The 24,335-nt window shown below is 62.0% G+C and carries 25 protein-coding genes, 1 tRNA gene and 2 pseudogenes; 23 read left to right on the forward strand and 5 right to left on the reverse strand.

The genetic code is table 11. From position 1 onward, the window contains the following. Window positions 1-15: 15 nt before the first annotated feature. Window positions 16-108 (reverse strand): annotated as a pseudogene (locus B5526_RS39310) (Holliday junction resolvase RuvX); the annotation flags it as partial. Between B5526_RS39310 and B5526_RS34485 the strand changes: the two are divergent. Beyond that, window positions 102-251, forward strand: a pseudogene (locus tag B5526_RS34485) (CPBP family glutamic-type intramembrane protease); the annotation flags it as partial. The pseudogenes B5526_RS39310 and B5526_RS34485 overlap by 7 nt on opposite strands. A gap of 57 nt (window positions 252-308) precedes the next feature. Then, on the forward strand, window positions 309-1,106 hold the full coding sequence (locus B5526_RS34490) for a CPBP family intramembrane glutamic endopeptidase (protein ID WP_154071606.1): 798 nt from the start codon (window positions 309-311) through the stop codon (window positions 1,104-1,106). Between the two features lie 32 nt (window positions 1,107-1,138). Here the strand turns inward: B5526_RS34490 and ruvX are convergent, their stop codons facing one another. Then, entirely contained in the window at window positions 1,139-1,615 is a 477-nt protein-coding gene (gene ruvX, locus B5526_RS34495; protein ID WP_079544106.1) for a Holliday junction resolvase RuvX, read from the reverse strand. 44 nt (window positions 1,616-1,659) lie between these two features. Here ruvX and B5526_RS34500 point away from each other — a divergent pair, with 44 nt between their 5' ends. Then, window positions 1,660-1,875 carry a hypothetical protein gene (locus tag B5526_RS34500; RefSeq protein ID WP_079544107.1) on the forward strand — a complete coding sequence of 72 codons (216 nt, stop codon included), beginning with the start codon at window positions 1,660-1,662 and terminating at the stop codon, window positions 1,873-1,875. On the opposite strand, the gene B5526_RS34505 is transcribed toward B5526_RS34500, so the two are convergent. Further along, a complete protein-coding gene (locus tag B5526_RS34505; protein WP_079544108.1) occupies window positions 1,862-2,752 on the reverse strand; it encodes a LysR family transcriptional regulator in 891 nt (296 codons plus the stop codon). The two genes, B5526_RS34500 and B5526_RS34505, sit on opposite strands and share 14 nt — an antisense overlap. Window positions 2,753-2,860: 108 nt before the next feature. On the opposite strand from B5526_RS34505, the gene B5526_RS34510 reads away from it, so the two are divergent. From B5526_RS34510 to B5526_RS34545, 9 genes are all read left to right on the forward strand, one after another. Then, window positions 2,861-3,844, forward strand: a complete 984-nt coding sequence (locus tag B5526_RS34510; RefSeq protein WP_079544109.1) for an NAD(P)H-dependent flavin oxidoreductase — start codon at window positions 2,861-2,863, stop codon at window positions 3,842-3,844. A 75-nt stretch (window positions 3,845-3,919) separates the two neighbouring features. Beyond that, a complete protein-coding gene (locus B5526_RS34515; protein WP_079544110.1) occupies window positions 3,920-4,996 on the forward strand; it encodes an NAD(P)H-dependent flavin oxidoreductase in 1,077 nt (358 codons plus the stop codon). A gap of 79 nt (window positions 4,997-5,075) precedes the next feature. Then, window positions 5,076-5,363, forward strand: coding sequence for an Asp-tRNA(Asn)/Glu-tRNA(Gln) amidotransferase subunit GatC (gatC, locus tag B5526_RS34520; RefSeq protein WP_079544111.1), 288 nt, complete (start codon window positions 5,076-5,078; stop codon window positions 5,361-5,363). 57 nt (window positions 5,364-5,420) lie between these two features. Then, a complete protein-coding gene (locus B5526_RS34525) occupies window positions 5,421-5,639 on the forward strand; it encodes a hypothetical protein (RefSeq protein ID WP_079544112.1) in 219 nt (72 codons plus the stop codon). Further along, window positions 5,636-7,108, forward strand: a complete 1,473-nt coding sequence (gene gatA, locus B5526_RS34530) for an Asp-tRNA(Asn)/Glu-tRNA(Gln) amidotransferase subunit GatA (RefSeq protein ID WP_079544113.1) — start codon at window positions 5,636-5,638, stop codon at window positions 7,106-7,108. Before B5526_RS34525 ends, gatA begins: the two co-directional genes overlap by 4 nt. 2 nt (window positions 7,109-7,110) lie before the next feature. Next, complete coding sequence (locus tag B5526_RS34535; protein ID WP_172842171.1) at window positions 7,111-7,401, forward strand: hypothetical protein; 291 nt, start codon at window positions 7,111-7,113, stop codon at window positions 7,399-7,401. Further along, a complete protein-coding gene (gene gatB / locus B5526_RS34540) occupies window positions 7,398-8,876 on the forward strand; it encodes an Asp-tRNA(Asn)/Glu-tRNA(Gln) amidotransferase subunit GatB (RefSeq protein ID WP_079544114.1) in 1,479 nt (492 codons plus the stop codon). Before B5526_RS34535 ends, gatB begins: the two co-directional genes overlap by 4 nt. 776 nt (window positions 8,877-9,652) lie before the next feature. Next, window positions 9,653-10,018 (forward strand): hypothetical protein, encoded by a 366-nt coding sequence (locus B5526_RS38240; RefSeq protein WP_154071608.1) that lies wholly within the window; start codon window positions 9,653-9,655, stop codon window positions 10,016-10,018. Between the two features lie 312 nt (window positions 10,019-10,330). After that, window positions 10,331-10,597: a hypothetical protein gene (locus B5526_RS34545; RefSeq protein WP_079545881.1), complete on the forward strand. Its 267-nt coding sequence runs from the start codon at window positions 10,331-10,333 to the stop codon at window positions 10,595-10,597. 15 nt (window positions 10,598-10,612) lie between these two features. Here the strand turns inward: B5526_RS34545 and B5526_RS34550 are convergent, their stop codons facing one another. Beyond that, window positions 10,613-11,761, reverse strand: a complete 1,149-nt coding sequence (locus tag B5526_RS34550) for an AAA family ATPase (protein ID WP_079544115.1) — start codon at window positions 11,759-11,761, stop codon at window positions 10,613-10,615. A gap of 333 nt (window positions 11,762-12,094) precedes the next feature. Between B5526_RS34550 and B5526_RS34555 the strand changes: the two genes are divergently transcribed. The 8 genes from B5526_RS34555 to B5526_RS34595 all read left to right on the forward strand — a co-directional run bounded on the left by B5526_RS34555 (window position 12,095) and on the right by B5526_RS34595 (window position 19,917). Continuing rightward, window positions 12,095-12,661, forward strand: coding sequence for a tetratricopeptide repeat protein (locus B5526_RS34555; RefSeq protein ID WP_079544116.1), 567 nt, complete (start codon window positions 12,095-12,097; stop codon window positions 12,659-12,661). Window positions 12,662-13,108: 447 nt separating this feature from the next. Further along, window positions 13,109-13,792, forward strand: a complete 684-nt coding sequence (locus tag B5526_RS34565) for a hypothetical protein (protein WP_079544118.1) — start codon at window positions 13,109-13,111, stop codon at window positions 13,790-13,792. 96 nt (window positions 13,793-13,888) lie between these two features. Next, window positions 13,889-13,982 (forward strand) — tRNA-Ser (locus tag B5526_RS34570). A 684-nt stretch (window positions 13,983-14,666) separates the two neighbouring features. Continuing rightward, the gene (locus tag B5526_RS34575) at window positions 14,667-16,226 is read left to right on the forward strand and encodes a porin (RefSeq protein ID WP_079544119.1); all 1,560 of its coding nucleotides are present in this window, start codon (window positions 14,667-14,669) and stop codon (window positions 16,224-16,226) included. Between the two features lie 323 nt (window positions 16,227-16,549). Continuing rightward, the gene (locus B5526_RS34580) at window positions 16,550-17,536 is read left to right on the forward strand and encodes a formylglycine-generating enzyme family protein (RefSeq protein WP_079544120.1); all 987 of its coding nucleotides are present in this window, start codon (window positions 16,550-16,552) and stop codon (window positions 17,534-17,536) included. Beyond that, complete coding sequence (locus B5526_RS34585) at window positions 17,533-19,242, forward strand: arylsulfatase (RefSeq protein ID WP_154071609.1); 1,710 nt, start codon at window positions 17,533-17,535, stop codon at window positions 19,240-19,242. Before B5526_RS34580 ends, B5526_RS34585 begins: the two co-directional genes overlap by 4 nt. Before the next feature lie 160 nt (window positions 19,243-19,402). Beyond that, complete coding sequence (locus tag B5526_RS34590) at window positions 19,403-19,633, forward strand: hypothetical protein (protein WP_079544121.1); 231 nt, start codon at window positions 19,403-19,405, stop codon at window positions 19,631-19,633. Next, window positions 19,609-19,917: a type II toxin-antitoxin system RelE/ParE family toxin gene (locus B5526_RS34595; RefSeq protein WP_154071610.1), complete on the forward strand. Its 309-nt coding sequence runs from the start codon at window positions 19,609-19,611 to the stop codon at window positions 19,915-19,917. Before B5526_RS34590 ends, B5526_RS34595 begins: the two co-directional genes overlap by 25 nt. A gap of 17 nt (window positions 19,918-19,934) precedes the next feature. Here the strand turns inward: B5526_RS34595 and B5526_RS34600 are convergent, their stop codons facing one another. Next, window positions 19,935-22,094, reverse strand: a complete 2,160-nt coding sequence (locus B5526_RS34600) for a lytic transglycosylase domain-containing protein (protein ID WP_154071801.1) — start codon at window positions 22,092-22,094, stop codon at window positions 19,935-19,937. Between the two features lie 292 nt (window positions 22,095-22,386). Between B5526_RS34600 and dapA the strand changes: the two genes are divergently transcribed. Genes dapA through smpB form a run of 3 tightly spaced genes read left to right on the forward strand, consistent with a single transcriptional unit; the run spans window position 22,387 to window position 24,272 of the window. Further along, entirely contained in the window at window positions 22,387-23,277 is an 891-nt protein-coding gene (gene dapA / locus B5526_RS34605; RefSeq protein ID WP_079544123.1) for a 4-hydroxy-tetrahydrodipicolinate synthase, read from the forward strand. A gap of 57 nt (window positions 23,278-23,334) precedes the next feature. Further along, window positions 23,335-23,742: a large conductance mechanosensitive channel protein MscL gene (mscL, locus tag B5526_RS34610; RefSeq protein ID WP_172842223.1), complete on the forward strand. Its 408-nt coding sequence runs from the start codon at window positions 23,335-23,337 to the stop codon at window positions 23,740-23,742. Window positions 23,743-23,798: 56 nt separating this feature from the next. Further along, a complete protein-coding gene (gene smpB / locus B5526_RS34615; RefSeq protein WP_079544125.1) occupies window positions 23,799-24,272 on the forward strand; it encodes an SsrA-binding protein SmpB in 474 nt (157 codons plus the stop codon). The last annotated feature ends 63 nt before the right edge of the window (window positions 24,273-24,335 follow it).

Below are 24,335 nucleotides of genomic sequence, written 5' to 3' on the forward strand. Positions count from 1 at the left end.
CCATCCTCAACGATCTCAGCGCTTCTCCCGCAGATTTGCCAGCCGGTCGAGCGCGCCCTGCAGGATGAAGATCGCCGCGTGCTCGTCGATCACCTCGGCGCGGCGTGCTGTGGCTCCTGATCCTCGCCTTCTGCGTCGCCGCGCCGATCTCGGAAGAGCTTTTCGCGCGTGGCTTTCTCTACCGCGGCCTGCACGGCCTGAACAATCTCGGTGCGGTGGCACAGAGCATCTGGCTGGCGGGGCAAACCTAGGCACTTGTGATCGAACCAAGCTCCGCTGCGGCGCAACTAACGGCGGAGGAGACCGGGATGCTATCCCTGCCGGAATCTGCGCCCTGGATCGTCCCGACCGTTCCGATTGCCGTGGCGGCCGCGCTGCGTCGACCTCGCACGTGGTATTTTTGGGGCACAGCGTTTTTTGCAGTGATCGCCTGCCTCGTCCAGTCGATTGCCGCGACTCTGACCTTCCTCGTACTGCTTGCCTGTTGGGTGTGCGTTGTGCCACACACGCCCGAGGAATTGCGCGCCTTGATTTATGACGGCGCTTGGTTGGCTCTCGCCGCGATCATGGCCGGTCCCTTCGTGCTTGCCGTACTTTGGGGCGCGATCCGGCTCGCGCGGCAGCGGTTTGCCGATTATCTTGCATTGCGTTGGCCAAGCGGCCGCGAGCTTGCGCGCGGGCTTGCGATGACGTGCGCGTTTTTGCTCGTTTGGCTGGCTATCGCGTATCTGACGGGCCAAAAGGCCCCGGCGTTTGTGATCAACGGCTACATGAGCGCGCGAGCGACTGGCTGGTTGCCGGTTTACCTGATCGCGATGTGCATCGCCGCGCCGGTCACGGAAGAGTTTTTCGTGCGAGGCTTTCTTTTTCGCGGCTGGTCGCAATCCTTCCTGCGTCCCACAGGCGCCATCGTGCTGAGTTCGGCGGTTTGGGCTGCCGCGCACACCCAGTATAACCTGTTCTACGTCTCCGAGATATTCACCATCGGCCTGTTGCTCGGTTACCTCCGCTACCGCTACGGCTCGACCTGGCTGACCGTGATTATTCATTCTGCCATCAATCTGGCAGCCGTCATTGAGGTCGCGCTGATCGTCGCCTACGCCTGAGCGCGAGCGGGTTGCGGCGCGGTAACGCTCAGCTATCCACGCAAATTCGCCAGCCGGTCGAGCGCGCCCTGCAGGATGAAGATCGCGGCGTGCTCGTCGATCACCTCCGCGCGGCGGGCGCGGCTCATGTCCATGCCGATCAGTTCGCGCTCGACGGCCACGGTAGACAGCCGCTCGTCCCATAGGGCAATCGTCAGATCGGTCAGTTTTGCAAGATTGCGGGCAAACGCCCGGGTCGATTGCGCGCGCGGACCCTCGCTGGCATCCATGTTGACGGGCAGGCCAAGCACAAAACCAACGGCATTGCGCTCGCCGGCGATGGCGAGCAGCCGCGCCGCGTCGGCCTTGAATGCCTTGCGCTGGATGGTTTCGACGCCGGTCGCGAGCTTGCGATCGGGATCGGATACCGCGACCCCGATGGTCTTGGTGCCCAAATCGAGTCCAACCAGCGCGCCTCGCGCAGGCCAGTGCACGACGGCGTCGGTCAAGGGTAGGATGAGGGCAGCCATGGCGTTCGCATAACATGCGTTAGGCTTTGCGGGAAAGGTTGGGAATGGACCGGCTGACTTTATTCGGATTGTTCGCGGTGACGTTGATGCTCGTGTGCTACGCGCTGGAGGACCGCAGCCGCTGGTTCGTGCTGGCGTTTGCCGTCGCCTGCGCGCTGGGCTCGGCTTACGGATTTCTGCAGGGCGCCTGGCCGTTCGGGCTGGTCGAGGCGATCTGGGCGGTAGTGGCGCTGCGGCGCTGGAGCGTCAGGCCGCTTTGACCTCGCCATTTTTCGCCAGGCAGCTGATGAGACCTTGCAGCGCGCTGTATTGATGGGTGCTGCGGCGCCGAATAAAGAGAGTATCGACCCGCGACTGCGACGCCCTGAGTGCGTGGAGATGGATGCTGCCGGCGAGATCGCGGCGCTCGACGACGGCGCGCGGCAGCAGCGTGACGCCCATGTCGGCCGCGACGCAGCCGATCATGCCGTCGAGCGTGCCGAATTCGAACCGCGCGGCGGACGGCCAGCCGAATTCCGTGAACACCTGCTCAAGCCGCTGCCGGTAGGTGCAGCCGGTGCGGAACACCAGCGCCGTCGGACCGGATTCGCTCGTGCCGGCGCGGAGCGCCGCGAGACTTTTCCAGCGGCCTGCCGTCACCAGCACCAGCTCTTCCCTGAAGGCCGTGGTGACCGCGAGCTCAGCGTGATCGATTGGGCCCGCGACAAAGGCGCCGTCGAGCGTACCGTCGAGAACGGCAGCGACCAGATCGGCGGTGGTCGCTGTTCGGAGGCTCAGCTGCACCGCTGGAAAACGCCGATGAAAATCGGCGAGCAGCGACGGCAGGCGCACGGCGGCCGTCGTCTCCATCGAGCCGATCGAAAGCGGCCCTTTCGGTTCGCCGTCGTCACGCGCGGCCAGCACGGCCTCGCGCAACAGCGCCGCCATGCGCTGGGCATAGGGCAGCAGCCGGCGGCCGGCGCCGGTCGGCGTCATGCCGCGGCTGTGCCGCTCAAATAATGGTGTTCCGATTTCGGCCTCAAGCGCCTTCACCCGCTGGGTGACGTTCGATTGAACCGTGTTGAGTTCGTCGGCGGCGCGGGTGATGCCGCCGGTGCGTGCCACCGTTGCAAACGTCATCAGATCGGACAGTTCCATGGCATCGGCCCCGTTTCATTTTAGAGATGGTAGCGTTCGCAAGAAATCATTTATCGAGAACGATAGCCGCGACTATTCTCGCTGTCCAGATCGGGAAGAGGATTGGATATGCCGAACGACGCATCGCTCACTGCTCTCCTGGGTATCCGGCACCCGATCCTGCTGGCGCCGATGGATGTTGTTTCCGCCGCCCGCCTGACCGAGGCCGTCAGCAACGCCGGAGGTTTTGGAATTCTCGGCGGCGGTTACGGCGAGCGAGCCTGGCTGGAACGGGAGACCGCCAGGCTCACAGAGGTGTCGGCCCCGTTCGGCATCGGCTTCATCACCTGGAGCCTGGCAAAGCAGCCCGAGCTGTTGGACGTCGCGCTCGATGCGCAACCTCGCGCGGTGATGCTGTCGTTCGGCGATCCCAGGCCATTTGCGCGCCGGATCAAGGCCGCGGGCGCGCGGTTGATCTGCCAGGTGCAAAGCGAGGACATGGCCGAGCAGGCGCTGGAAGCAGGCGCCGATATTCTCATCGCACAGGGCTCGGAGGCCGGCGGCCACGGCGCCTCCCGCACCACCATCGATATCGTGACGTCCATTGTCGATCTTGCGGCCGGCCGCGCGCCAGTCGTCGCAGCCGGCGGCATTGCCGACGGCCGCGGGCTGGCGGCCATGATGATGCTCGGTGCCGCCGGCGTTCTCTTGGGGACCCGATTCTATGCCAGTCAGGAGGCGGACGGCGCGGAGGAGGCCAAGAGACGGATCTGCGCCGCAAGGAGCGGCGGCACCACGCGCGGCATCATTTTCGATATGTCCCGCAACAATGTCTGGCCGGCGCCGTTTACCGGACGTTGCCTGATCAACGATCATGCGCGGCGCTGGTCGGGCCGCGAACTGGAACTCTTGCAGAATGTGAACACGGTCGCCGCCGAATATGCGGCCGCCAAGGCCGCCGGCAATTTCGATATCGCGGCAGTGATCGCCGGCGAGGCTGTCGGGCTGATCCACGACATTCCCAGCGCGGCCGAGATTGTCGATCGCATTGCCACCGAGGCAGAGCAGATACTTCTCGGAAGGCGTAACTCCTCCGGGGCCTTGCGAGGCTAACGCGCGGGCCGGTGTCACTCCCTGCGATGCATGTTACGATGCTCGCGCCAATCCATTCGAACGAATGAGCACACCATGTGGCCGGACCGCCGACTTCTCAAATTGATCAAGACCGAGCTTCCGATCGTGCAGGCGCCGATGGCGGGCGTGATGGACGCGGACCTCGTGATCGCGGCGGCGCAGGGCGGAGCGCTCGGCTCGCTGCCCTGCGCGATGCTCTCAGTGGAGATGGCGCGCGAGCAGGTCAATATCATCCGCCAGCGCGTGTCGGCGCCGGTCAACATGAACTTCGTTTGCCACAAAAGCGTCGATGCCGATCCCAAGCGCGAGGCCGGGTGGAAGCAACGGCTTGCGCCTTATTATAAGGAGCTCGGGCTCGACCCGGCGGCACCGGTCAACGCCGCCAACCGCGCGCCGTTCGACGCGGCGATGTGCGAATTGGTCGAGGAACTGAAGCCCGAAGTGGTCAGCTTCCATTTCGGCCTGCCGGATCAGGCGCTCATGAAGCGGGTCAAGGCGGCCGGCTCGGTCGTGATCTCGTCGGCGACCACGGTGAAGGAGGCGATCTGGCTCGAGGAGAACGGCGCCGACGCCATCATCGCCCAAGGCGCGGAGGCCGGCGGCCATCGCGGCATGTTCCTGACCGAAAACATCAGTGAGCAGCCCGGCACCTTCGCGCTGGTGCCCCAGGTGGTCGACGCGGTGAGGGTCCCCGTGATCGCGGCGGGCGGCGTCGCCGACGGGCGGGGGATCGCGGCCGCCTTCGCGCTGGGGGCGGCCGGCGTCCAGATCGGCACCGCCTATCTGCGCTGCCCGGAATCCAGGGTGATTGCCCCGGCGCGCACGGCGCTCGCGCAGGCGCGGGATGATTCCACCGTCATCACCAATGTCATGACCGGGCGTCCCGCGCGCGGCGTCGCCAACCGGGTGATGCGCGAGGTCGGCCCGATTTCGGCCGACGCGCCGGCGTTTCCCCACGCCGCCACGGGACTGGCGCCCCTGAAAGCGGCTGCCGAAAAACTCGGCAAGGTCGATTTCACCAATCTTTGGGCGGGACAAGCGGTGCGGCTCGGCCGCGAGATGCCGGCGGCCGACCTGACCCGGGCTTTGGCCGGCGCGGCACTGGCGCGGCTGAGCCAGATGGCGCGCTAGCAGCCCATCCCGCGGTTGCGGCGCAAAAGCCCCGTCTGCTATACGGCGGGCTCAATTTCCCGCCGCAAAGGCCTATATAATGTCCGTCGACGCCGCCACCGTCCGCCGTATCGCCCATCTGGCGCGGATTGCGGTCGCTGAAAACGAGGTTCCGCACCTGCAGGAGGAACTGAACGCGATGCTCGACTTTGTCGAGCAATTGTCGGAGGTCAATGTCGATGGCGTCGAACCGATGACCTCGGTCACGCCGATGGCCATGAAGAAGCGCCCGGACGTGGTCAATGATGGCGGGATCCCGGACGATATCGTCCGCAACGCGCCGGCCACCGAAGACCATTTTTTCCTCGTGCCGAAAGTGGTCGAATAATTACATTCGCGCAAAGGAAGCGCGCCAAGCACTGGAATCTTCGAGACTGGAAATCCGATGTGTCTGCTCTGCGACGATGAAAAGGCCTATCAGGCCTATATGAACTATCTCGACGCGATGGAGCGGCAGGGCAAGGCTGCCGATCCCGACAAGGCGGTCGACGCGGTGCTCGATGCGCTGGAAGCCGCCGACAGAGCGAGCGGCAAGGCTTTGCGCGATGACTCGGCCAACGACAAGACGCTGTCTCCATTCTTCTGCAGCCCGGTTAATAAATGACCGATTTGACATCGCTGACGCTCGCCGAGGCTCGAGACGGCCTCGCGAACAAGTCCTTTACGTCGCTTGAACTGACAAGCGCTCACCTCGAGGCGATCGAGGCCGCGCGTGCGCTCAATGCCTTTGTGCTGGAAACGCCGGATCAGGCCCGCGCCATGGCGCGCGAGGCCGATGCGAAAATCGGAAAGGGCGAGGGCGGACCGCTTGCGGGGATTCCGCTCGGCATCAAGGATTTGTTCGCGACCAAGGACCTGCGCACTACCGCCTGCTCAAAGATCCTCGGTAATTTCGTGCCTCCTTACGAATCGACCATCACCTCGCAGCTCTGGCGCGACGGCGCCGTGTTGCTCGGCAAGCTCAACAATGACGAGTTCGCGATGGGCTCGTCCAATGAAACCTCGTGCTTCGGCCCCGTCGTCAATCCGTGGCGGCGCGAGGGCGCCAATACCGATCTGGTGCCCGGCGGCTCTTCCGGCGGCTCGGCGGCGGCGGTGGCGGCCTTATTGTGCATGGGCGCGACCGCGACCGACACCGGCGGCTCGATCCGCCAGCCGGCGGCGTTCACCGCGACCGTGGGCCTCAAGCCGACCTACGGCCGCTGCTCGCGCTGGGGCATCGTGGCGTTTGCCTCCTCGCTCGATCAGGCCGGCCCGATTGCGCGCTCGGTGCGCGACGCGGCGATCCTGATGCGCTCGATGGCCGGCCACGACCCCAAGGACACTACGTCAGTCGATGTTCCCGTGCCGGATTACGAGACGGCGATTGGAAAGTCCGTGAACGGCATGAAGATCGGCATTCCCAAGGAATATCGCCTCGACGGGATGGCGCCGGAAATCGAAAAACTCTGGAGCGAGGGGGCGGCCTGGCTGAAGGCCGCCGGCGCCGAGCTGGTCGACGTCTCGCTGCCCCATACAAAGTACGCGCTGCCGGCCTATTACATCGTCGCGCCCGCGGAAGCCTCCTCGAACCTCGCGCGCTATGATGGCGTGCGTTACGGCCTGCGCGTGCCCGGGCGCTCGATCGGCGAAATGTACGAGGACACGCGCGCCGAGGGATTTGGGGCGGAAGTCCGCCGCCGCGTCATGATCGGCACCTATGTGCTCTCGGCCGGCTATTACGACGCGTATTATCTGCGCGCGCAAAAGGTCCGCACCCTGATCAAGAAAGATTTTGAAGACTGCTTTGCCAAAGGCGTGAACGCGATCCTGACGCCGGCGACGCCGTCGTCAGCGTTCGGCATCGGGGAGAAGGGCGCCGACCCCGTGGAAATGTACCTCAACGACATCTTTACCGTGACGGTGAACATGGCGGGGCTGCCCGGCATCGCCGTTCCCGCCGGCAAGGACGCCCAAGGCCTGCCGCTCGGCCTGCAATTGATCGGTCGTCCGTTCGACGAGGAGACGCTGTTTTCGCTCGGCGAGGTGATCGAGCAGGCGGCGGGACGTTTTACCCCGGCGAGGTGGTGGTGAAGATGGCCGAGTTCAAAGCCAGTGTTTCCGGCGCGGCACCGGCGCAAGGTCTCGACGCGCCGCTGGCCGCCTTGTGGTGGGCCGCCAAAGGCGGCTGGGACCGGGCGCACAAGATCGTGCAGGACGAGGAAACCATTGAGGCGGCCTGGGTGCATGCCTATCTGCACCGCGTCGAAGGCGACCTCGGCAACGCCGGTTATTGGTACCGGCGGGCGGCAAAGCCGGTTGCGACCGGTTCGCTCGAGACCGAATGGGAGCAGATGGTTGCGAAGCTGCTTGAGGGACGAGCATGAGTGCGGCGAACGGCAAATTGATCAAAGGCTCAACCGGCGACTGGGAGATGGTGATCGGGCTGGAAGTCCATGCCCAGGTCACCTCGAAGTCAAAGCTGTTTTCCGGGGCCTCGACCGAATTCGGCGGCGAGCCGAACAGCCATGTCTCGCTGGTCGATGCGGCAATGCCGGGCATGCTGCCTGTCATCAACGAGGAATGCGTCCGGCAGGCGGTGCGTACCGGGCTCGGCCTGAACGCGCAGATCAACCGGCGCTCGGTGTTCGACCGCAAGAACTATTTCTATCCGGACTCGCCTCAGGGCTACCAGATCAGCCAGTACAAGTCGCCGATCGTCGGCGAGGGCGAGGTCACGGTCGAACTCGGTGGCGGCAAGACCGCCACCATCGGCATCGAACGGCTGCACCTGGAGCAGGACGCCGCCAAATTGCTGCATGACCAGTCGCCGTCGATGTCCTTTGTCGACCTCAACCGCTCAGGCGTGGCGCTGATGGAGATCGTCTCCAAGCCGGACATCCGCGACGCTGAGCAGGCCAAGGCCTATGTGACCAAGGTGCGGTCGATCCTGCGCTATCTCGGTACCTGCGACGGCGACATGGAGAAGGGGAACCTGCGCGCGGACGTCAACGTCTCCGTTCGCAAGCCCGGCGCGGAGCTCGGCACCCGATGCGAGATCAAGAACATGAACTCGATCAACTTCATCGGGCAGGCGATCGAGTACGAAGCACGGCGCCAGATCGAGATCCTGGAGGATGGCGGGCAGATCGAGCAGGAAACGCGCCTGTACGACCCCAACAAGGGCGAGACGCGGTCGATGCGTTCCAAGGAAGAGGCGCATGACTACCGCTATTTCCCCGATCCCGACCTGTTGCCGCTGGAATTCAGCGAGGCCTATGTCGCCGGCCTAAAGGCAAACCTGCCGGAACTGCCCGACCAGAAGAAGTCCCGCTTCATCGCCGATTTCGGCCTCTCGCCGTATGATGCGAGCGTGCTGGTCGCCGAGCGCGAGAGCGCGGATTTCTATGAAACCGTGCTGACAAAACTCGCGCACAAGGCCCGCGACGGCAAGCTTGCCGCCAACTGGGTGATCAACGAGCTGTTCGGGCGGCTCAACAAGGAAGGCCGCGACATCTCGTCGTCGCCGGTCTCGGCCGAACAGCTTGGGGCCGTCGTCGATCTGATCGGTGAGGGCACCATCTCCGGCAAAATTGCAAAAGACCTGTTCGAGATCGTCTGGAGCGAGGGCGGCGATCCGCGCGCGCTGGTCGAGACGCGCGGCATGAAGCAGGTCACGGACTTGAGCGCGATCGAGAAGGTGGTCGACGACATCATCGCCGCCAATCCGGACAAGGTCGCGCAGGCCAAAGCCAAGCCGGCGGCGGTGCAATGGTTCGTCGGCCAGGTGATGAAATCGTCCGGCGGCAAGGCCAACCCGCAAGCCGTCAACGAACTGCTCAAGTCGAAGCTCGGCCTCTGAACGCCGCACGGCGACGCGGCGACGCGTCGTCGCCGGCATCTTGCATCGCGCGCGTCACGCGCGTGCACCAATCATTCATCATACGCGGCGACGGATCGCGCCACGGTGGAGGTCGCCCAGTTGCGAATCAGTCGCGCGCGATTCGCGCAAAAAACCGGTTTTGGCGAGCCTCGATGCGGCGCAAAGCGGGGGAGCACGAAAATTTTTTTATTGCCAAAAACCGCGACTCAGAGTCCACGCGGCGCGCTTTCGGCGATCTCTGACGAAGTGCCATGACGTCGATCGCTTCTTGATGGCGTGATAGGCGAATAACGAAAACACCTGCGGCACAGGCGCTTCTTGCAACATAGCTGGTCTTGCGCGTCGCCCTTTCGCGCGCGCTTCGCGTCGTTGCATCAATGCTTTGCGGTGTTGTCGATCAACGCGCCGCGCGCGCTCTCGCTTTCGTACGTCAACACTTCCTTAAGCAGGACGCTGTTTTTTTGCATGTGTTGGTGTATTCGGGAGGTAGTGCATTTCGATTCCCGAGTGCACGCAGCGATTAAGCCATCTCACTACATTAGGAGGGCAACATGGCGAAGAAAGCTAAGAAGGCAAAGAAGGCGAAGAGCGCAGTGAAGAAGACTGCGAAGAAGACCCGCAAGGTCGCGAAGAAGAAGAAGTAACTTCGCTTCGAGCAAAATTGCCGGCGGCTTGACGCCGGCACGTCACGAGAGCCTTCAGGATAGTTTGCTACAAGGCAGATCTGGATAGGCGGCTCTGGTCGACGAAAGAGGGTGTCGGCGAGACATCAGGTCAAACGGCTGGATCGTATTCTCGTAAAGGGTTCGCTCTTTTCGAAAACCGGTCCGGCAGAAGAAACGAGTTTTCTTCGTTCGGTGCGGATCTTAAAAAAAGCTCCGCAATTTCACCGGCGCTCTGCCCAAGTGAAATCTGGTCCTGACGTGTTCGCCGACGCCCTCGTTCCCTTTGGGGGACGTGTTCCTCCCAAAGCCGGCGTGGCTCGTGCCCCGGCATTTCATTTTTCCCAAATCCCAAAAGCAGCCGTCATCGCCCGCGAAGGCGGGCGATCCAGTACGCCGCGGCTTCTCGGTCAATCACCACCGCCTCTGGAATACTGGATCACCCGCTTTCGCGGGTGATGACGGCGGTGATTGCGAGACGCTCTTGTCCCAATGGTTATCGTTTCGCGAAACCGCAGGGTAAACCGAATATCGCAACCGGGCGAAAGCCCGCGCGCAGTATGCACTTCTGCGATTTCCCGGCATTCGGCGCCCGAGCCGCGTTTACATCCCGTTCATCGCGATACTTAAACTGCCCTTCAAATTTGGTCGGTCATGATCATCCCAACAAGCCGGCAAACGGCGAGGGGAATAACGGGACGTTTTGACAAGTGGACAGGGGCCGCGCTCGGACGCGTGAGGCGCGGCAAAAAGCAAAAAGGGGATATTTCGATGTTTCACGGACACTTCGATCTGGATACGGCAATTGCGGTTGAGGCGAGCGCAATTCCCGACCTGCTGTTCGAGCGCGGACTCTATTGGGCGAGCGGGCGTTCCGGCGTGGTCAATCTGGTCGCCGCTCATAAATGGTTCAATCTCGCAGCCCTCAAGGGCCGCACCGACGCCATCCCGCTGCGCCGCGAGGTCGCCGAGCTGATGTCGGACGTCGAGATCGCCACCGCCCAGCGCGAAGCCCGCGCCTGGATGACCGAGCATTAAGCGCCGGCAGTTCGCTTATCGCGATGGCCACGTCCAGTTCGGCGGCTCACCGTCCCTGACGACGGTTTCGCCGAGCTCCTTCTCCAGGACAATCTGGCTGCTATCGCCCTGGGCGTCGAGCGCGGCAACGAGTGTCTGGGCGTGCGAGACCACAATGATCTGCGATCGCTTCGACGCTTGCGCGATCAGACGCGCCAGCGGCGGCAACAGGTCCGGATGCAGGCTGGTTTCGGGTTCGTTGAGGATCATCAATGCCGGCGGTCGTGGCGAGAGCAGGGCGGCGACCAGCAAAAGGTAGCGCAGCGTACCATCCGACAACTCCGCAGCCTTGAGCGGCCGAAGCAGGCCATGCTGGCGCATTTCGACCTCAAAATATCCGTCCGTGTGGGTGACCACGACACGCCCGCCGGGAAACGCATCGGCGATAGCGGCGTCCAGATCACCGCCGGCGCCCATTCCACGGATGGTTTGCACAGCTGCCGCCAGATCCGATCCCTCACTCGCCAGCACCGGCGTATAGGTGCCGACCTGAGGCCTGCGCGAAGGCGAGTCCCGGTCGGTGCGCAAATGATCGTAGAACCGCCAGTCCCTCATCCTCTCGCGCAGCAGCAACAGTTCCAGGGCTTCGCGAGGGTCGCTGCAATGGGTCATCATGCTGTCGAACGGCGCGAGATGCTGGTAGGCGTCCCGCCATTCGCCGTTGTCGTTTCGAATGCGCACATAGGGGCCGTTGCGAACGGCAAATGCGTTGGCCCGGCCCAGTCGTTCGCCGGTCCACAGGCTCTCCACTTTGATGACCGGATCGTTTGGGAAGATTGAATCCTGGGGAAGTCCGAGATCGATGGCGTAGCCATAATCATCGCCGGCGAATCCGAGCTTCAGGCTGATCGGATTTTTGCGGACCAGGCCCTGGACCGGCTGCGTGCCGGCTTTCATTGCCCGCGAAAAGGCTTCCGGGCCAGCCCACAACGTCGATTGCAGTCCGCCTTCGGTCGCCAGCGATTGAATGATCCGCCCCTGCGCGATGTCCGCCAAGAGTCTCAGCGCGCGATAGAGGCTGGACTTGCCGCTGCCATTGGCGCCGGTCACGACATTGAGCGGGCCAAGCGTCACCCTGATGTCGCGCAGGGATCGATAGCCGGAGATGGCAAGTCTCGTGATCATCACGGCGCTTGTACCAGCAATGCGGCGGCCGACGAAATCAGCTCGCGTCGCAACCACAGGTGCTTGCGTGCAAATGCGTGGCCGGGGCCGGATTTGAGTAACTTCAAACCGTCATGTTACCGGGGGCCAAGATGGGTATTCTTGCCGTCCCGGTCGTCCTACTCGTGGCCTCGACCGGTCTTTCACGCGGTCTTTCAAAAATGAACGACAAGCCCGGCGTCGCGGTTTAGAATGAGTGGTCTGTTACGACCGAACCGGGAATGTTCCGGACCAGGCGGGGTTCAAATAAGCGGCCTCGGCACGAGATTGCCCCCTGGAGATCGGGAGAGACGTATGAGCAAATTTGCGATCAGGCTTCTAACGCTGGCCATGTTCTCAATGGCGCTGCTAGCGGCCCCCATGTTCGCTTCCGTCTGCGCCGCCGGCGGCGATCCAACACCATCGTCGTCGCCACCGCCGACCGACAGCAAGCCGGCGGCCAAGTCAAAGAAGAAAACCAGCGAATTAAGCCCCGGCAGCGAGGACGCGGCCTTCGTCAAGGGTTATCGCGCGGCCTATGCCGCGATCTATGACCGCAACGACTATGCGTCAGCCATCGAGCAGTTGAAGGCGCTCGGTCATGACGACAACGCCGCCGTTGCCAATCTGATCGGCTACTCCTATCGCAAGCTCGGCGACTACAAGGTCTCGCAGCTCTGGTACGAGCGCGCGCTCAAGGCTGACCCGGACCACGTCAAGACCTGGCAATATTACGGACTGTGGCAGGTCGAACAGGGCAACCGCGATCAGGCGCAATACCATCTGAGCCGGATCGCCGCTTTGACCGGCACCAACAGCGAGGAATATCGCTCGCTCGCCGCGGCGCTGGAAAAGCCGCCCGGCACCGGCCTCGTTTACTGAGTTAGGCGACACAGAAGTTAGTCAGCCCGCGCAGCCGTCGCGTGTTCCGCGAAAGCTTGCCCTCGGACTTGATCCGAGGGCAAGCGCGGGTATCGGTTTTGCGATCGAGGCGGGCGCAGCCGCCTTGCTGCATGGCAGGCATTCTGTTACGCGCATTTTCATGCCGAAACAGGACAAAGCGCAAAGCCTGCAATTGGCGTTTTCGCTGCATCGAAGCGGAAACTTTGCCGAGGCCGCGAAGCTTTATCGCAAATTCATAAAACGGGATCCGAGAGCCGAACGCGCTTCATTCGCTTGGAATCATCGAGGCTGCGAACGGCAACCTCACCAAGGCGCTCGAGGGCGAGCGTATTCATTCCAGACTATATCGTCGCGGACCCCGTTGTTATTCCACCGTCGCATCGCGACGGCTTTCTCGAGAAGATCGCTTATCTTCCGCACAGCTATATGCCGCATGACGATAAAAGCCGCCGGATATCGGATCGGCCTTTCGAGCGTGCGGAGTTCGGACTGCCCGGGCACGGGTTTGTCTTTTGCTGCTTCAATCATGCCTACAAGCTCAATCCAGCCGTCTTTGCATCCCGGATGAAGCTTCTGAAGGCGGTTGCAGGCAGCGTGTTGTGGCTGTCCAAGAATAATAATGAGACGGCCGCAAACAACTTGCGGCGGGAGGCGGTCGCCGCGGGCGTCAATCCCACGCGCTTGGTATTCGCCGATCGCCTTCCGTCATCGGCGGATCATCTGGCGCGACATCGTTTGGCGGACCTGTTTCCGGATAATTTGCCCTACAATGCCCACACCACCGCCAGTGATGCCCTCTGGGCGGGCCTGCCTGTGCTCACCCAAATAGGTGGGACGTTTGCGGGCAGGGTTGCCGCAAGCTTGTTGGCCGCGGTCGGGTTGCCTGAGCTGATCGCGGAGACGCCGGAGCAGTTCGAAAGCCTCGCCGTCGAATTGGCGACCAAGCCAGACCTTTTGGCTGCGATCAAAGCCAAGCTCGCGCAAAATCGTCTGACCGAGCCTTTATTCAATATGCCACTGTATACGCGGCATCTCGAGGGTGCTTACAGGGCGATGGTTCAGCGTTTTCGGCAGGGGCTTCTTCCCGAACATATCCAGGTTCCACAATAAATCCCGGCGCATTCTCGCCGCCGCAATTGCCGATTCCGCACTCTGAAATCTGCCCGCTTGCGGCTCGCCCCCGCGTCGGGCATATCGACCGTTAACGGAGCTGTGGCCGAGTGGCTGAAGGCGGCGGTTTGCTAAACCGTTATAGGGTTGTAAAGCCCTATCGAGGGTTCGAATCCCTCCGGCTCCGCCACCTCTAGTCTGGTCCAGCCCGGTCGGCACCGGCGTTCCCCGCCCAACTCAAAAATTCATTTCGTGCCCGAAAAATAAGGGTTTCTGCAATCCCCTCGGCCACGCCAGGGCGTAGCTCTCCGCTGCGATCAAGCTCCGCGCGCGGTCGCGAATCCCAAGCCTTTGAGACTCACGCTGCGTATCAAATGGATATGACGCGGAGGCTACTCTCTCTAGTTTGCCCCGCGCTTTTCCCGTGGCGTGGCGATCGCTCCGGTCACTCGATTCGGCTCCAAAGGGGTGTGAGAGCCGGACGGCGGGGCCGACGGCTGCCTCCGCAACGATCTGCGCGCCAAATGAAACGTTTCCAAGAACGCCTGATAGAACAATGGGTTGCGTGGAAAGCCCGATCGCTGCTGAGTGTTATTTGTGCAACACCCTTCCAAAAACGGCAGGCTAGCACCGTTCTGAGCGGTTCCTTTATTGCGTGTGCAGAAACGTTCGGTAATTGTGATGTTGCGACGGAGGGGGGCATCCCGAGGTCGTCCCGTTTTTAGGTGGTTCGCTTAAGTCCCTCGCGTTCTTGCGGGAGTGTCCGAAAGCGCGAAGCGGCTAAGCGGGTTTCAGGGATTAAGGGAACCAACCTTCGGGTGTTTACACCCAGCGGATCCGGAACCTTCCCTACAGAGCAACTTGGAGGTTTAACATGAAGATGGTTAAGAGCCTTATCCTCGGCTCAGCGGCGGGTTTGCTCGCTCTGAGTGGGGCTCAGGCAGCTGATCTTCCCGTCAAGGCCAAAGCGGTCGAGTACGTGAGGATCTGCTCCCTGTATGGTGCCGGTTTCTTCTACATTCCGGGCACCGACACCTGCATCAAGCTGGGTGGTTATCTGCGCGTTGACACCACGTTCAATGGCGGCGTTTACGGTCAGCCGGCATGGAGCAGTGATTTGGGCCAAGGCAATCGCTACCGCGATTACTTCGTTTCCCGTTCGCGTATGGCGCTCACCGTCGATACGCGTACCGCGACTGAGTACGGCGTCGTCCGTACCTTCAGTCAGTCCGACTGGCAGTTCCAGAACAACGGCACTTACAACCCGGCCGCCACCGCAGCCGCCCCATATGCCGGAGGCGGCATCAACAGTGCCTTTCTGAGCACCGCAGGCGGCGGCTATGTCGCAGTCGAGTATATTTTCCTGCAGTTCGCCGGCTTCACCTTCGGTAAATCGTCCTCGGCCTATGCGACTCCGTGGAATGGTTATCCGGGCAACAACAACTCGTTCCTGCTCGGCGGCGAAGACTCCGTCACCGGTGTGAACAACATCCAGTACACCGCCCAGTTCGGTAACGGCGTGTCGGGCAGCATCGGTCTCGATGATCCGACAGTGTTTAACCGCACCAGCATCTTCAATATATCTGTCGGCCTTCCCGCGACTTTGGGGACCGCCAGTGCTTACGGCGGCACTCACGCTCCTGACATCGTCGGCAACATCCGTGTCGATCAGGCCTGGGGTCTGTTCCAGATTTCGGCCGAGGGACATGAAAACAACGCCTCGTACAATATCCTGGCGCCTGCCACCGCGTTCCCGACCTCGTTGTCGGAAATCAGCGGTCACCCCGATACCAAGTGGGGCGGCTCGGTAATGGCTGCGTTGCAGATCAAGAACATCCCGACCGGTGCCGGCGACGACATCAAGATGGATGCGACCTACGCCAAGGGTGACACGAAGAACGTGATCTCCACCAGCGGAGGCTCGCCGAGCTTTGCGATGTACAGCGGCAGCAGCCGCGCGTATCAAAGCGTCGGCTTCGGTGCGACCACCGACGCCGTTTACCTTCCGGTCATCTTCGGGGGTACGGGCAACCTTGAGCTGACCGAAGCTTTTGGCTTCCGTGGCGCGTTCAACCACAACTGGGATCCCTATTGGTCGTCCAGCCTGTGGGGCAGCGCGTCTGCGGTGCGGTATAATGGAAATGCCAAGCTCGAGCTTTGCGGTGCTTACATTGCGGCCACTGGTGGGTTTGCGACCAAGTCCGCGGACTTCAGTTGTAACCCGGACTACAACGTCTTCCAGGTCGGTATGGTCACCCGTTGGACTCCTGTCAAGAACCTCACGTTCTCGGCCGAAGTCGGGTTCTTCCAACTCGACCAGAAGTTCACTGGCACTTCGGTTCTGGCTGCCGCGGCTCCCAAGCCGACGACCGTCTACGAGTTCAGGAACCAGAACACCGAGTACCTCAACGTCCGCGTTCAGCGTAACTTCTGATCCCGATCGTCTAAGAACTCTGTAGGAGAACCCCCGGCAGGAAACTGCCGGGGGTTTTTCTTTGCACCCTCGGGCGCGGCAGCACAGCCGATGGCGTGCGAAGTCTGACCAGCTCTTTGGACCGCATTGTCCGATGGTCGTGGCCAGGCGCACATGCTGATGACCGGCTTCGCAAAGCGCTGCCATCTTCGAAAAAAATGCCTCCTCCACATTCCGGCGCAACCCGTCGAGATGCGATTCTGCCGAAATCGCATAGTGAGACGATAGTTCTTCGGTCAATGTTACGGAAATAGCGCAGGTCGCTTGCAACCCGGGAGCTCGGGATGAGGCTCGTCGATACGAAATCGTGTCGCTCCGACATATCGTGCGAGAATTCGGCAGAAGCCGGGATGCTGCTTGTCCCAGGCGGTACCTATCGTATGGGTTCGGATCGGCATTATCCGGAGGAAGCACCTATCCATCACGTCAGCGTGAACGAATTCTGGATGGACCGCACGCCCGTCACTAATCGCCAGTTCTGCGAATTCGTCGATTCGACCGGCTATGTCACCTTTGCCGAAATTGCACCGGAAGCAAAGGACTATCCGGGTGCGCTGCCTCACATGCTCAAGGCCGGCTCGCTTGTCTTTACACCGCCCAACCAAGCCGTTGACCTGCGAAATTGGGGACAATGGTGGACATTCAAATTCGGCGCCAATTGGCGCCGGCCATACGGTCCGCGCAGCAACATCAGCGGGCTCGATGAGCATCCTGTCGTCCACGTCGCCTACCGGGACGTCGAAGCCTATGCGAAATGGGCCGGCAAGGAATTACCGACCGAAGCCGAATGGGAATTCGCCGCGCGCGGCGGACTGGACGGCGCGGAATTCGCTTGGGGCGACGAGCAATTTCCCGGCGGCAAGCACATGGCGAACACCTGGCAGGGCAATTTTCCGTACCAGAACCTCGCCACCGATGGCTTCGAGCGCACGTCGCCCGTCGCCGCATTCCCGGCCAACGGCTACGGCCTGCACGACATGATCGGCAATGTCTGGGAGTGGACCACCGATTGGTATTCGCGGAAGCATGACGCTGACGCGCCCAAGGCGTGCTGCATTCCGGAAAATCCCCGCGGCGGTCCGGAGGCCGCGAGTTACGATTCTCGTGACCCGAACACCAGGATCCCACGCAAGGTGCTTAAAGGCGGCTCGCATCTCTGCGCTCCCAATTATTGCCGCCGCTATCGTCCGGCCGCGCGTCATGCAGAGCCCGTCGACACCTCAGCAAGCCACGTCGGCTTCAGGTGTATCAGGAGGAGGATCACGTCATGAGCAAGGATAGGGTTCCAGAAAGTATCGAGAGCGACGCGAGGCCAGTCAGCGCCGGATTGAAGCGCCGCGATCTGTTGTTGAGTGGTAGTTCCGTCGTCGCCGCTTCAGCACTCTCGGCTGTCGGTCTGACGAGCCCCGCGCAAGCGCAACAACCGGCAACGGCGCCGGCGGCAGCCGGACAGCGGCCGAACATCGTCGTCATCATGGGTGACGACATCGGCATGTGGAATATCGGCGCCTACCACCGGGGCATGATGGCCGGGCGGACGCCGAACCTCGACAAGCTCGCCGCTGAAGGCATGCTGTTCACCGATTACTACGCCGAGGCGAGCTGCACGGCGGGCCGCGCCAACTTTATCACCGGCGAGCTTCCGATACGCACCGGCATGACGACGGTCGGCCAGGCCGGCGCGCCCACCGGCATCCCGGCCCAGGCGGTTACAATTGCGACCGTACTCAAAGGAATGGGCTACGCCACCGGCCAGTTCGGCAAGAACCACCTTGGCGACAAAAACGAATTTTTGCCCACAGTGCACGGCTTCGACGAGTTCTTTGGCTACCTGTATCACCTCGACGCGATGGAAGATCCAGCGCATCCCGGCTATCCGCAGGACTTACTGAACACTGTGGGTCCGCGCAACATGGTTCATTGTTATGCGACCAATGTCGACGACGCCACCGTGGATCCACGCTGGGGCAAGGTCGGCAAGCAGAGGATCGAAGACGCGGGAACGCTTTATCCCAAGCGGATGGAAACCGTGGACGACGAAATCCGCGACTTTGCTTTGAAGTTCATCGACAAAGCCAAGGCGGACAACAAGCCGTTCTTCCTCTGGCTCAATCCGACGCGCATGCACATCGTCACCCATCTGTCGCCGAAATACGAGGCGTTGCGCAACTCAAAGAACGCCTGGACCATCCATGAGGCCGGCATGGCGCAGCTCGACGACGATGTCGGCATCGTGATGCAGAAGCTCAAGGACATGGGCGTCGATGACAACACCATCGTGGTCTTCACTACCGACAACGGCACCGAAGTCTTCACCTGGCCGGATGGCGGACAGACACCGTTCGCGCAGAGCAAAGGCACGGTCCTGGAAGGTGGCTTCCGCGTACCCTGCATGATCCGCTGGCCGGGCAAGGTGCCAGCCGGCAAGGTCGAGAACGGTATTATTTCCGGGCTGGACTGGTTTCCGACCTTCCTTGCGGCAGCCGGTAACCCGAACATCGCCGAGGAGTTGAAGAAGGGCAAGCAGATCGGTGACACGACCTACAAATGTTATCTGGACGGCTATAACCAGATGGACATGATCACGGGCAAGGGGCCGTCGAACCGGCACGAGATCTGGTACTTCGGCGAAAGCGAACTGGGTGCCGTGCGCATCGACGACTTCAAATATCGTTTCATCGACCAGCCTGGAGGCTGGCTGGGTGAAAAAACCAAGCCTGACGTTCCCTATCTGATTAACCTTCGCCTCGATCCGTTCGAGCGCACGGGCTGGCCCGATAGCGGGACTAAATACGGCGCGCAAGAATACTTCTCGTGGTTCCAGTACGAATTCTGGCGCTTTGTGTTTGTTCAGCAGCAGGTGGAAAAGCTGGCGATGACGGCGATCGAGTTTCCGCCGATGCAAAAGGGCGCGAGTTTCAATCTCGATGCCGTGAAGGCGAAAATTGCCGCAGCCCAGGCGTCAGTCGCCAAGTAGGCACAACAGGGCTCTGAGGACCTTTATGGCGGACGCCCCACACCGGGGCGCCCGTCTGACCAGATCCACCTGCAGCCCAGCTTTGGGGACGAGAGACTCGACCTCCTGACGCGTCGGGGCGCGGGGTGGCAGCGAGGTCAAAATATGCTATGTTTGAACCATGAGCCTTGGACTTAAAGAATTGTTGGAAAAGACCGCTTCCTGGCCAGAGGAAGACCAGGCAGAGCTCGCCGAGGCCGCGGCCGAAATCGAGGCGCGGCGCACTGGTCGATATGTCATGACCGACGCTGAGCGCGCAGCGGTGGACAACGGCTTACAGCAGGTCCGGCGCGGAGAATTTGCGTCTGATATCGAGATGCAATCGTTTTGGAAGCGCTTCGGCGTTGCATGAAAGTTCGTTACAGCCCGCAAGCGCGTAGCGATCTCCATGACATCTTTCACTATCTTAATCAGCGGAGCCCATCGGGGGCCGAGAATGTGATGCGGGCAATCTATGCCGGCATCGAGTTTTTGGCGGAAAACCCGATGGCGTCGCAGGAAACGGGTCTGCCGGAGATTCGTGTAAAGATCGTGCGCCGCTACAATTTCAAAATCTTCTACAGGATTGATCGCGACGCAATCGATCTGGTTCACGTTCGACATGGCGCGCGACGACCATTCGCAGAATCGAAGTGACCGGGACTTGATGCAAGCTATTCGACGCTGGCGCCGCGGTGCAGGTCGGCCTCGATCTGCAGCCGCGTTCCGCCGCCGAAACGGGCGCGATAGACCTGCAGATTCTCCATGATCCGCTGCACGTAATTGCGGGTCTCGGAGAACGGGATCAATTCCACCCAGTCGACGGCGTCGACCTTGGGATCGCGCGGGTCGCCGTAACGATCGATCCATTTCTTGACGCTGCCGCGGCCGGCATTATAGGCCGCGAATGTCATGATGTAGGAGCCGCGATAATCCTCGATCAGCCCGCCGAGCTCGGCGGCGCCGAGCGCTGCGTTATAGACCGGATCGTTCTTCAGACGGGCAAGGTCAAAACTGGCGCCGTATTTCTTGCAGACATATTTGCCGGCATCCGGCGTCACCTGCATCAGCCCATAGGCTTGCGCCGGCGAGACGTCGTTGGGGTTGAACGCGCTTTCCTGGCGTGCAATCGCGTAGACGATGCTCCGTTCGACGTCCGGCCCGATCGACTTGAACGGCGGGATTCCATTCACCGGATAGGCGTAGAAATCGAACGGCAATCCGCGATTGAGCGCCGCCTTGCCGAGCAGCAGCATGCCGCGCGCGTCACCACTGCGGTTGGCCAGCTCGCCGAGGCCGACCAGCGCGTCAGGATCGCCGTTCTCGCCCATGTCGGCGAAAATCGGGATCGCGATTTCGCGTTCGTCCAGATCGTAGAGCAGTTTTACGGCGCGGACGATCTCGAGCCTCTCCACGCCACGCGTGCTCGGAGCAGGCACGCCATTCAATTCGATCTGGGGAAGACCGAGCTTGGCGCGCGCGAGCTGACCGTAGTAGCTCGTCGACTGTGCTGCGGCCGCGCTATAGGCGGCGCGGGCTCCTTGCGCGTTGCCGGCGGCTTCCGCGGCACGGCCCTGCCAATAGCCGGCCCGCGCCAGTGCGGTCGGGTTGACGCTGCCGACGCCGATGCGGGCAAAATGCTGCGCGGCGGTGGCCGGGTCGTTCAGAAAGCGCAGCGCAATCCAGCCGGCGGTGAACTCCTGCTCGGTCTTGTAGATGTCCTTTGCGGGCAGTGCCGCGTCGCGCGCGATCAAATAAGCGGTGCGGTGCTCGCCGACGTCGAGCATTTTTCGCGCCAGCAATCGCCGTTCGATCCACCATTCGTCGACATTGTAGAGCCGGCCCGGGTCCCGCGGCGCGCTCATCATGAGCTGGGCGGCGTCGGTGAATTTCTCCTCGCGGCGAAGCAACTGGATTTTGCTGAAGATGTAGCCGGCGTCGCCATGCAGCTCGTGCGGAACCGCTTCCAGCAAGGCTTTGCTGTTGGAGGCCTTGCCGTAGACCGCAATGCGCGCCTTCGCCAGCGCGACGTGCGCGGCCCCGAGCCGCTTCGCGGCGCGCAGCGCGATCTCGTGCTCGCTGCCATAGAGAAACAGATCCATCCGCGCCTTGTGGTCGCCGGGCGTCAGCAATGCGCCGAACAGGTCGAGCGCCGTGCTTTCGGTATCCTCGGACATCGGATCGTTGCGCCAGGCATCGCGCACCAGGCGCTCGGCATTGGCGCGGTCGCCGCGCCCGAGCATCGCGCGCGCCAGCGAGAACTTGCCCTTGGCCGACACCGGCGATTCGTTTTCGAACCATGACCACACCGTGGCGTCGTCGCGATGGTCGTCCCACAGCGCCGCTTCAAGACGCCGGCGCAGGAAGGTTTGCGACGGCCAGCTCGGATTGGCGGATAGGAAGGCGCGATAGCGCTCGACGGAAGCGCCATTGTTGTCGCTGCGCAGGATGATCCATTCCGCGAGCTTCCTGGCGACCGGATCCGATATCGCCGCCTCGGTCTGCGTTGCATCCGCGGGGTTGTGCTTGCGCACGAGTTCGATGACGTTTTCCAGCGCATCGGTGTCGGCCTGTGAGGTCGATGACGTCGCGGCCAGCGCGGCCTGCGGGACCTGCTTGCGCGCGGCCGGCGGCGGCAAGGCGGCATGCTGGCGGGTCGCAGGCAGGATGGCGGGAGCCGCGGCAACTGCAGAAGCGGGGGCGGCTGCGGCACCCTTGGCGGCAACGGTTGCTGTTTGCGTGGTTTTGGGCACGACGTTACGCGCGATCGGCCGCGGCTTTGGCAATGGAACTTTTGGCTTGGTCGGGGTTTGGGCGACAGCCGACAATCCCATGGCGAGCACAAGGCTTGCCGCCAGGGCAGTCGAGCGCAATGCGGCTGGGCGGCAAAAGGAGGTCACGGCGTGCTTTCGCGGCGAATCATGTGATGCCCGTCGCCCCAGCTGTATTTCATTGAATATGCGGACAAAATACTAAATACGTCGTCGCTTGCGGTTGTCTGGGCCAAGACAGCGGCAAAATCGCGGCCAGCGTGGGCGGTTGAGACTTCCGCCTGATCACTAGACCCGATATGAATGACCCGTTGTTAGTAACAAAGCCGTAAACCGCGCGTTTGGGAGGAAATCCATGGCAGCCAAGACCAATTTCCGGGGTTCATTCACCGCCTTGGTCACGCCCTTCAAGAACGGCTCGCTCGATGAAGCGGCGTTCCGCGGCCTGGTGAGCTGGCAAATCGCCGAGGGTACCAATGGCCTGGTGCCGGTCGGCACCACCGGCGAAAGCCCGACCGTGAGCCATGACGAGCACAAGCGCGTGGTCGAATGGTGCATCGAGGAGGCGAGGGGTCGCGTTCCCGTGATCGCCGGCGCCGGTTCCAATTCGACCCGGGAAGCAATCGAGCTCGCGCAGCATGCCGAGAAGGCCGGCGCCAACGCGGTCCTGGTGGTGACGCCGTATTACAACAAGCCGACCCAGGAAGGCATGTATCAGCACTTCAAGGCGATCAACGACGCGATCGGAATCCCGATCGTGATCTACAATATCCCGCCGCGCTCGGTGATCGACATGAGCGTGGACACCATGGCGCGATTGTTCGAGTTAAAGAACATCGCCGGCGTCAAGGACGCGACCGCGAGCATGGTGCGGGTATCGCAGCAGCGCGCCAAAATGGGCGAGGATTTCAATCAATTGTCGGGCGAGGATGCCACCGTGCTCGGTTACATGGCCCATGGCGGTCATGGCTGCATTTCCGTCACCTCCAACGTCGCACCGCGGCTGTGCTCCGAATTTCACGTCGCCTGGCAGAAGGGCGATCTCAAAACCGCGCTCAAGCTCCATGACAAGCTGATGCCGCTGCACACCAATCTCTTCGTCGAAAGCAATCCGGCGCCGGTGAAATACGCGCTCTCGCTGCTCGGCAAGATCGACGAGAAGCTGCGGCTGCCGATGGTGCCGGTATCCGAGCCGACCCGCGTCGCGGTGCGCAGCGCCATGGTGCATGCGGGTCTTATCAACTGAGACTTCGTGCCAGCGATGAGCAATCCGGTGAGCGAGGTCGAACAGACGGGTTTGCGGATGCTGAAGGAATTCCGCGAATTCGCCATGAAGGGCAACGTCGTCGATCTTGCGGTCGGCGTCATTATCGGCGCGGCGTTTGGCTCAATCGTCACCTCGCTGGTCGGCGACGTCATCATGCCGATCATCGGCGCGATTACCGGCGGTCTCGATTTCTCCAACTATTTCACGCCGCTGTCGAAAGCGGTTACCGCGAGCAATTTGGTGGACGCGAAGAAGCAGGGCGCGGTCTTGGCCTGGGGCAATTTCCTGACGCTGAACTTCATCATCGTCGCCTTCGTGCTGTTCGTGGTGATCCGCTTCATGAACCAATTGAAGCGCAAGGACGAAGCCTCGCCATCGCCGGCGAAACCGAGCCGCGAGGAAGAGCTGCTCACCGAGATCCGCGACCTGCTCAAAAAGTCTTGACGTGCATGGGCGCGGCTTAAGTGCTATCGCTGAAATTTGCCTGAGACAATTTTATCATGGCCGAAAAGAACGAGCGCGCGATCAAGGTCGTCGCCGAAAATCGCAAGGCCCGGTTCAACTATGCGATCGAGGACACGATCGAGGCCGGCATTTCCCTGACCGGCACCGAGGTCAAGTCGATCCGCAACGGCAAGACCACGATCGCGGAATCCTATGCCGATTCCAAGGACGGCGAGATCTGGCTGATCAACGCCAATATCCCGGAATATCTGCAGGCCAACCGCTTCAACCACGAGCCGAAGCGGCCGCGCAAGCTGCTGTTGCACAGGAAGCAGATCAACCGCCTGATGGGCGCGGTCGACCGCGAGGGCATGACGCTGATCCCCTTAAAACTCTATTTCAACGAACGCGGCCGCGCCAAGCTCTTGCTGGCGGTCGCCAAAGGCAAGAAGCTGCACGACAAGCGCGAGAGCGAGAAGAAACGTGACTGGGGCAGGGAGAAGGGCCGCCTGCTGCGGGCGCGGGGGTAAAGCGCCAACCCCTCATCCTGAGGAGCGCGTTCTTACGCGCGTCTCGAAGGATGAGGCCACCGT

The organism is Bradyrhizobium lablabi, from assembly GCF_900141755.1.
Taxonomy (GTDB): Bacteria; Pseudomonadota; Alphaproteobacteria; order Rhizobiales; family Xanthobacteraceae; genus Bradyrhizobium; species Bradyrhizobium lablabi_A.

What these genes read in the sequence shown, in the direction of transcription:
- B5526_RS34585 (WP_154071609.1), top strand. Translation starts at nt 17,533, where the DNA reads ATGAGCAAGGATAGGGTTCCAGAAAGTATCGAGAGCGACGCGAGGCCA.
- B5526_RS34575 (WP_079544119.1), top strand. Translation starts at nt 14,667, where the DNA reads ATGAAGATGGTTAAGAGCCTTATCCTCGGCTCAGCGGCGGGTTTGCTC.
- B5526_RS34580 (WP_079544120.1), top strand. Translation starts at nt 16,550, where the DNA reads ATGAGGCTCGTCGATACGAAATCGTGTCGCTCCGACATATCGTGCGAG.
- gatA (WP_079544113.1), top strand. Translation starts at nt 5,636, where the DNA reads ATGACCGATTTGACATCGCTGACGCTCGCCGAGGCTCGAGACGGCCTC.
- gatB (WP_079544114.1), top strand. Translation starts at nt 7,398, where the DNA reads ATGAGTGCGGCGAACGGCAAATTGATCAAAGGCTCAACCGGCGACTGG.
- B5526_RS34525 (WP_079544112.1), top strand. Translation starts at nt 5,421, where the DNA reads ATGTGTCTGCTCTGCGACGATGAAAAGGCCTATCAGGCCTATATGAAC.
- gatC (WP_079544111.1), top strand. Translation starts at nt 5,076, where the DNA reads ATGTCCGTCGACGCCGCCACCGTCCGCCGTATCGCCCATCTGGCGCGG.
- B5526_RS34515 (WP_079544110.1), top strand. Translation starts at nt 3,920, where the DNA reads ATGTGGCCGGACCGCCGACTTCTCAAATTGATCAAGACCGAGCTTCCG.
- smpB (WP_079544125.1), top strand. Translation starts at nt 23,799, where the DNA reads ATGGCCGAAAAGAACGAGCGCGCGATCAAGGTCGTCGCCGAAAATCGC.
- B5526_RS34535 (WP_172842171.1), top strand. Translation starts at nt 7,111, where the DNA reads ATGGCCGAGTTCAAAGCCAGTGTTTCCGGCGCGGCACCGGCGCAAGGT.
- B5526_RS34545 (WP_079545881.1), top strand. Translation starts at nt 10,331, where the DNA reads ATGTTTCACGGACACTTCGATCTGGATACGGCAATTGCGGTTGAGGCG.
- ruvX (WP_079544106.1), bottom strand. Translation starts at nt 1,615, where the DNA reads ATGGCTGCCCTCATCCTACCCTTGACCGACGCCGTCGTGCACTGGCCT.
- B5526_RS34510 (WP_079544109.1), top strand. Translation starts at nt 2,861, where the DNA reads ATGCCGAACGACGCATCGCTCACTGCTCTCCTGGGTATCCGGCACCCG.
- B5526_RS34590 (WP_079544121.1), top strand. Translation starts at nt 19,403, where the DNA reads ATGAGCCTTGGACTTAAAGAATTGTTGGAAAAGACCGCTTCCTGGCCA.
- B5526_RS34500 (WP_079544107.1), top strand. Translation starts at nt 1,660, where the DNA reads ATGGACCGGCTGACTTTATTCGGATTGTTCGCGGTGACGTTGATGCTC.
- B5526_RS34555 (WP_079544116.1), top strand. Translation starts at nt 12,095, where the DNA reads ATGAGCAAATTTGCGATCAGGCTTCTAACGCTGGCCATGTTCTCAATG.
- mscL (WP_172842223.1), top strand. Translation starts at nt 23,335, where the DNA reads ATGCTGAAGGAATTCCGCGAATTCGCCATGAAGGGCAACGTCGTCGAT.
- B5526_RS34550 (WP_079544115.1), bottom strand. Translation starts at nt 11,761, where the DNA reads ATGATCACGAGACTTGCCATCTCCGGCTATCGATCCCTGCGCGACATC.
- B5526_RS34505 (WP_079544108.1), bottom strand. Translation starts at nt 2,752, where the DNA reads ATGGAACTGTCCGATCTGATGACGTTTGCAACGGTGGCACGCACCGGC.
- B5526_RS34490 (WP_154071606.1), top strand. Translation starts at nt 309, where the DNA reads ATGCTATCCCTGCCGGAATCTGCGCCCTGGATCGTCCCGACCGTTCCG.
- B5526_RS34600 (WP_154071801.1), bottom strand. Translation starts at nt 22,094, where the DNA reads ATGGGATTGTCGGCTGTCGCCCAAACCCCGACCAAGCCAAAAGTTCCA.
- B5526_RS34565 (WP_079544118.1), top strand. Translation starts at nt 13,109, where the DNA reads ATGCCGCATGACGATAAAAGCCGCCGGATATCGGATCGGCCTTTCGAG.
- dapA (WP_079544123.1), top strand. Translation starts at nt 22,387, where the DNA reads ATGGCAGCCAAGACCAATTTCCGGGGTTCATTCACCGCCTTGGTCACG.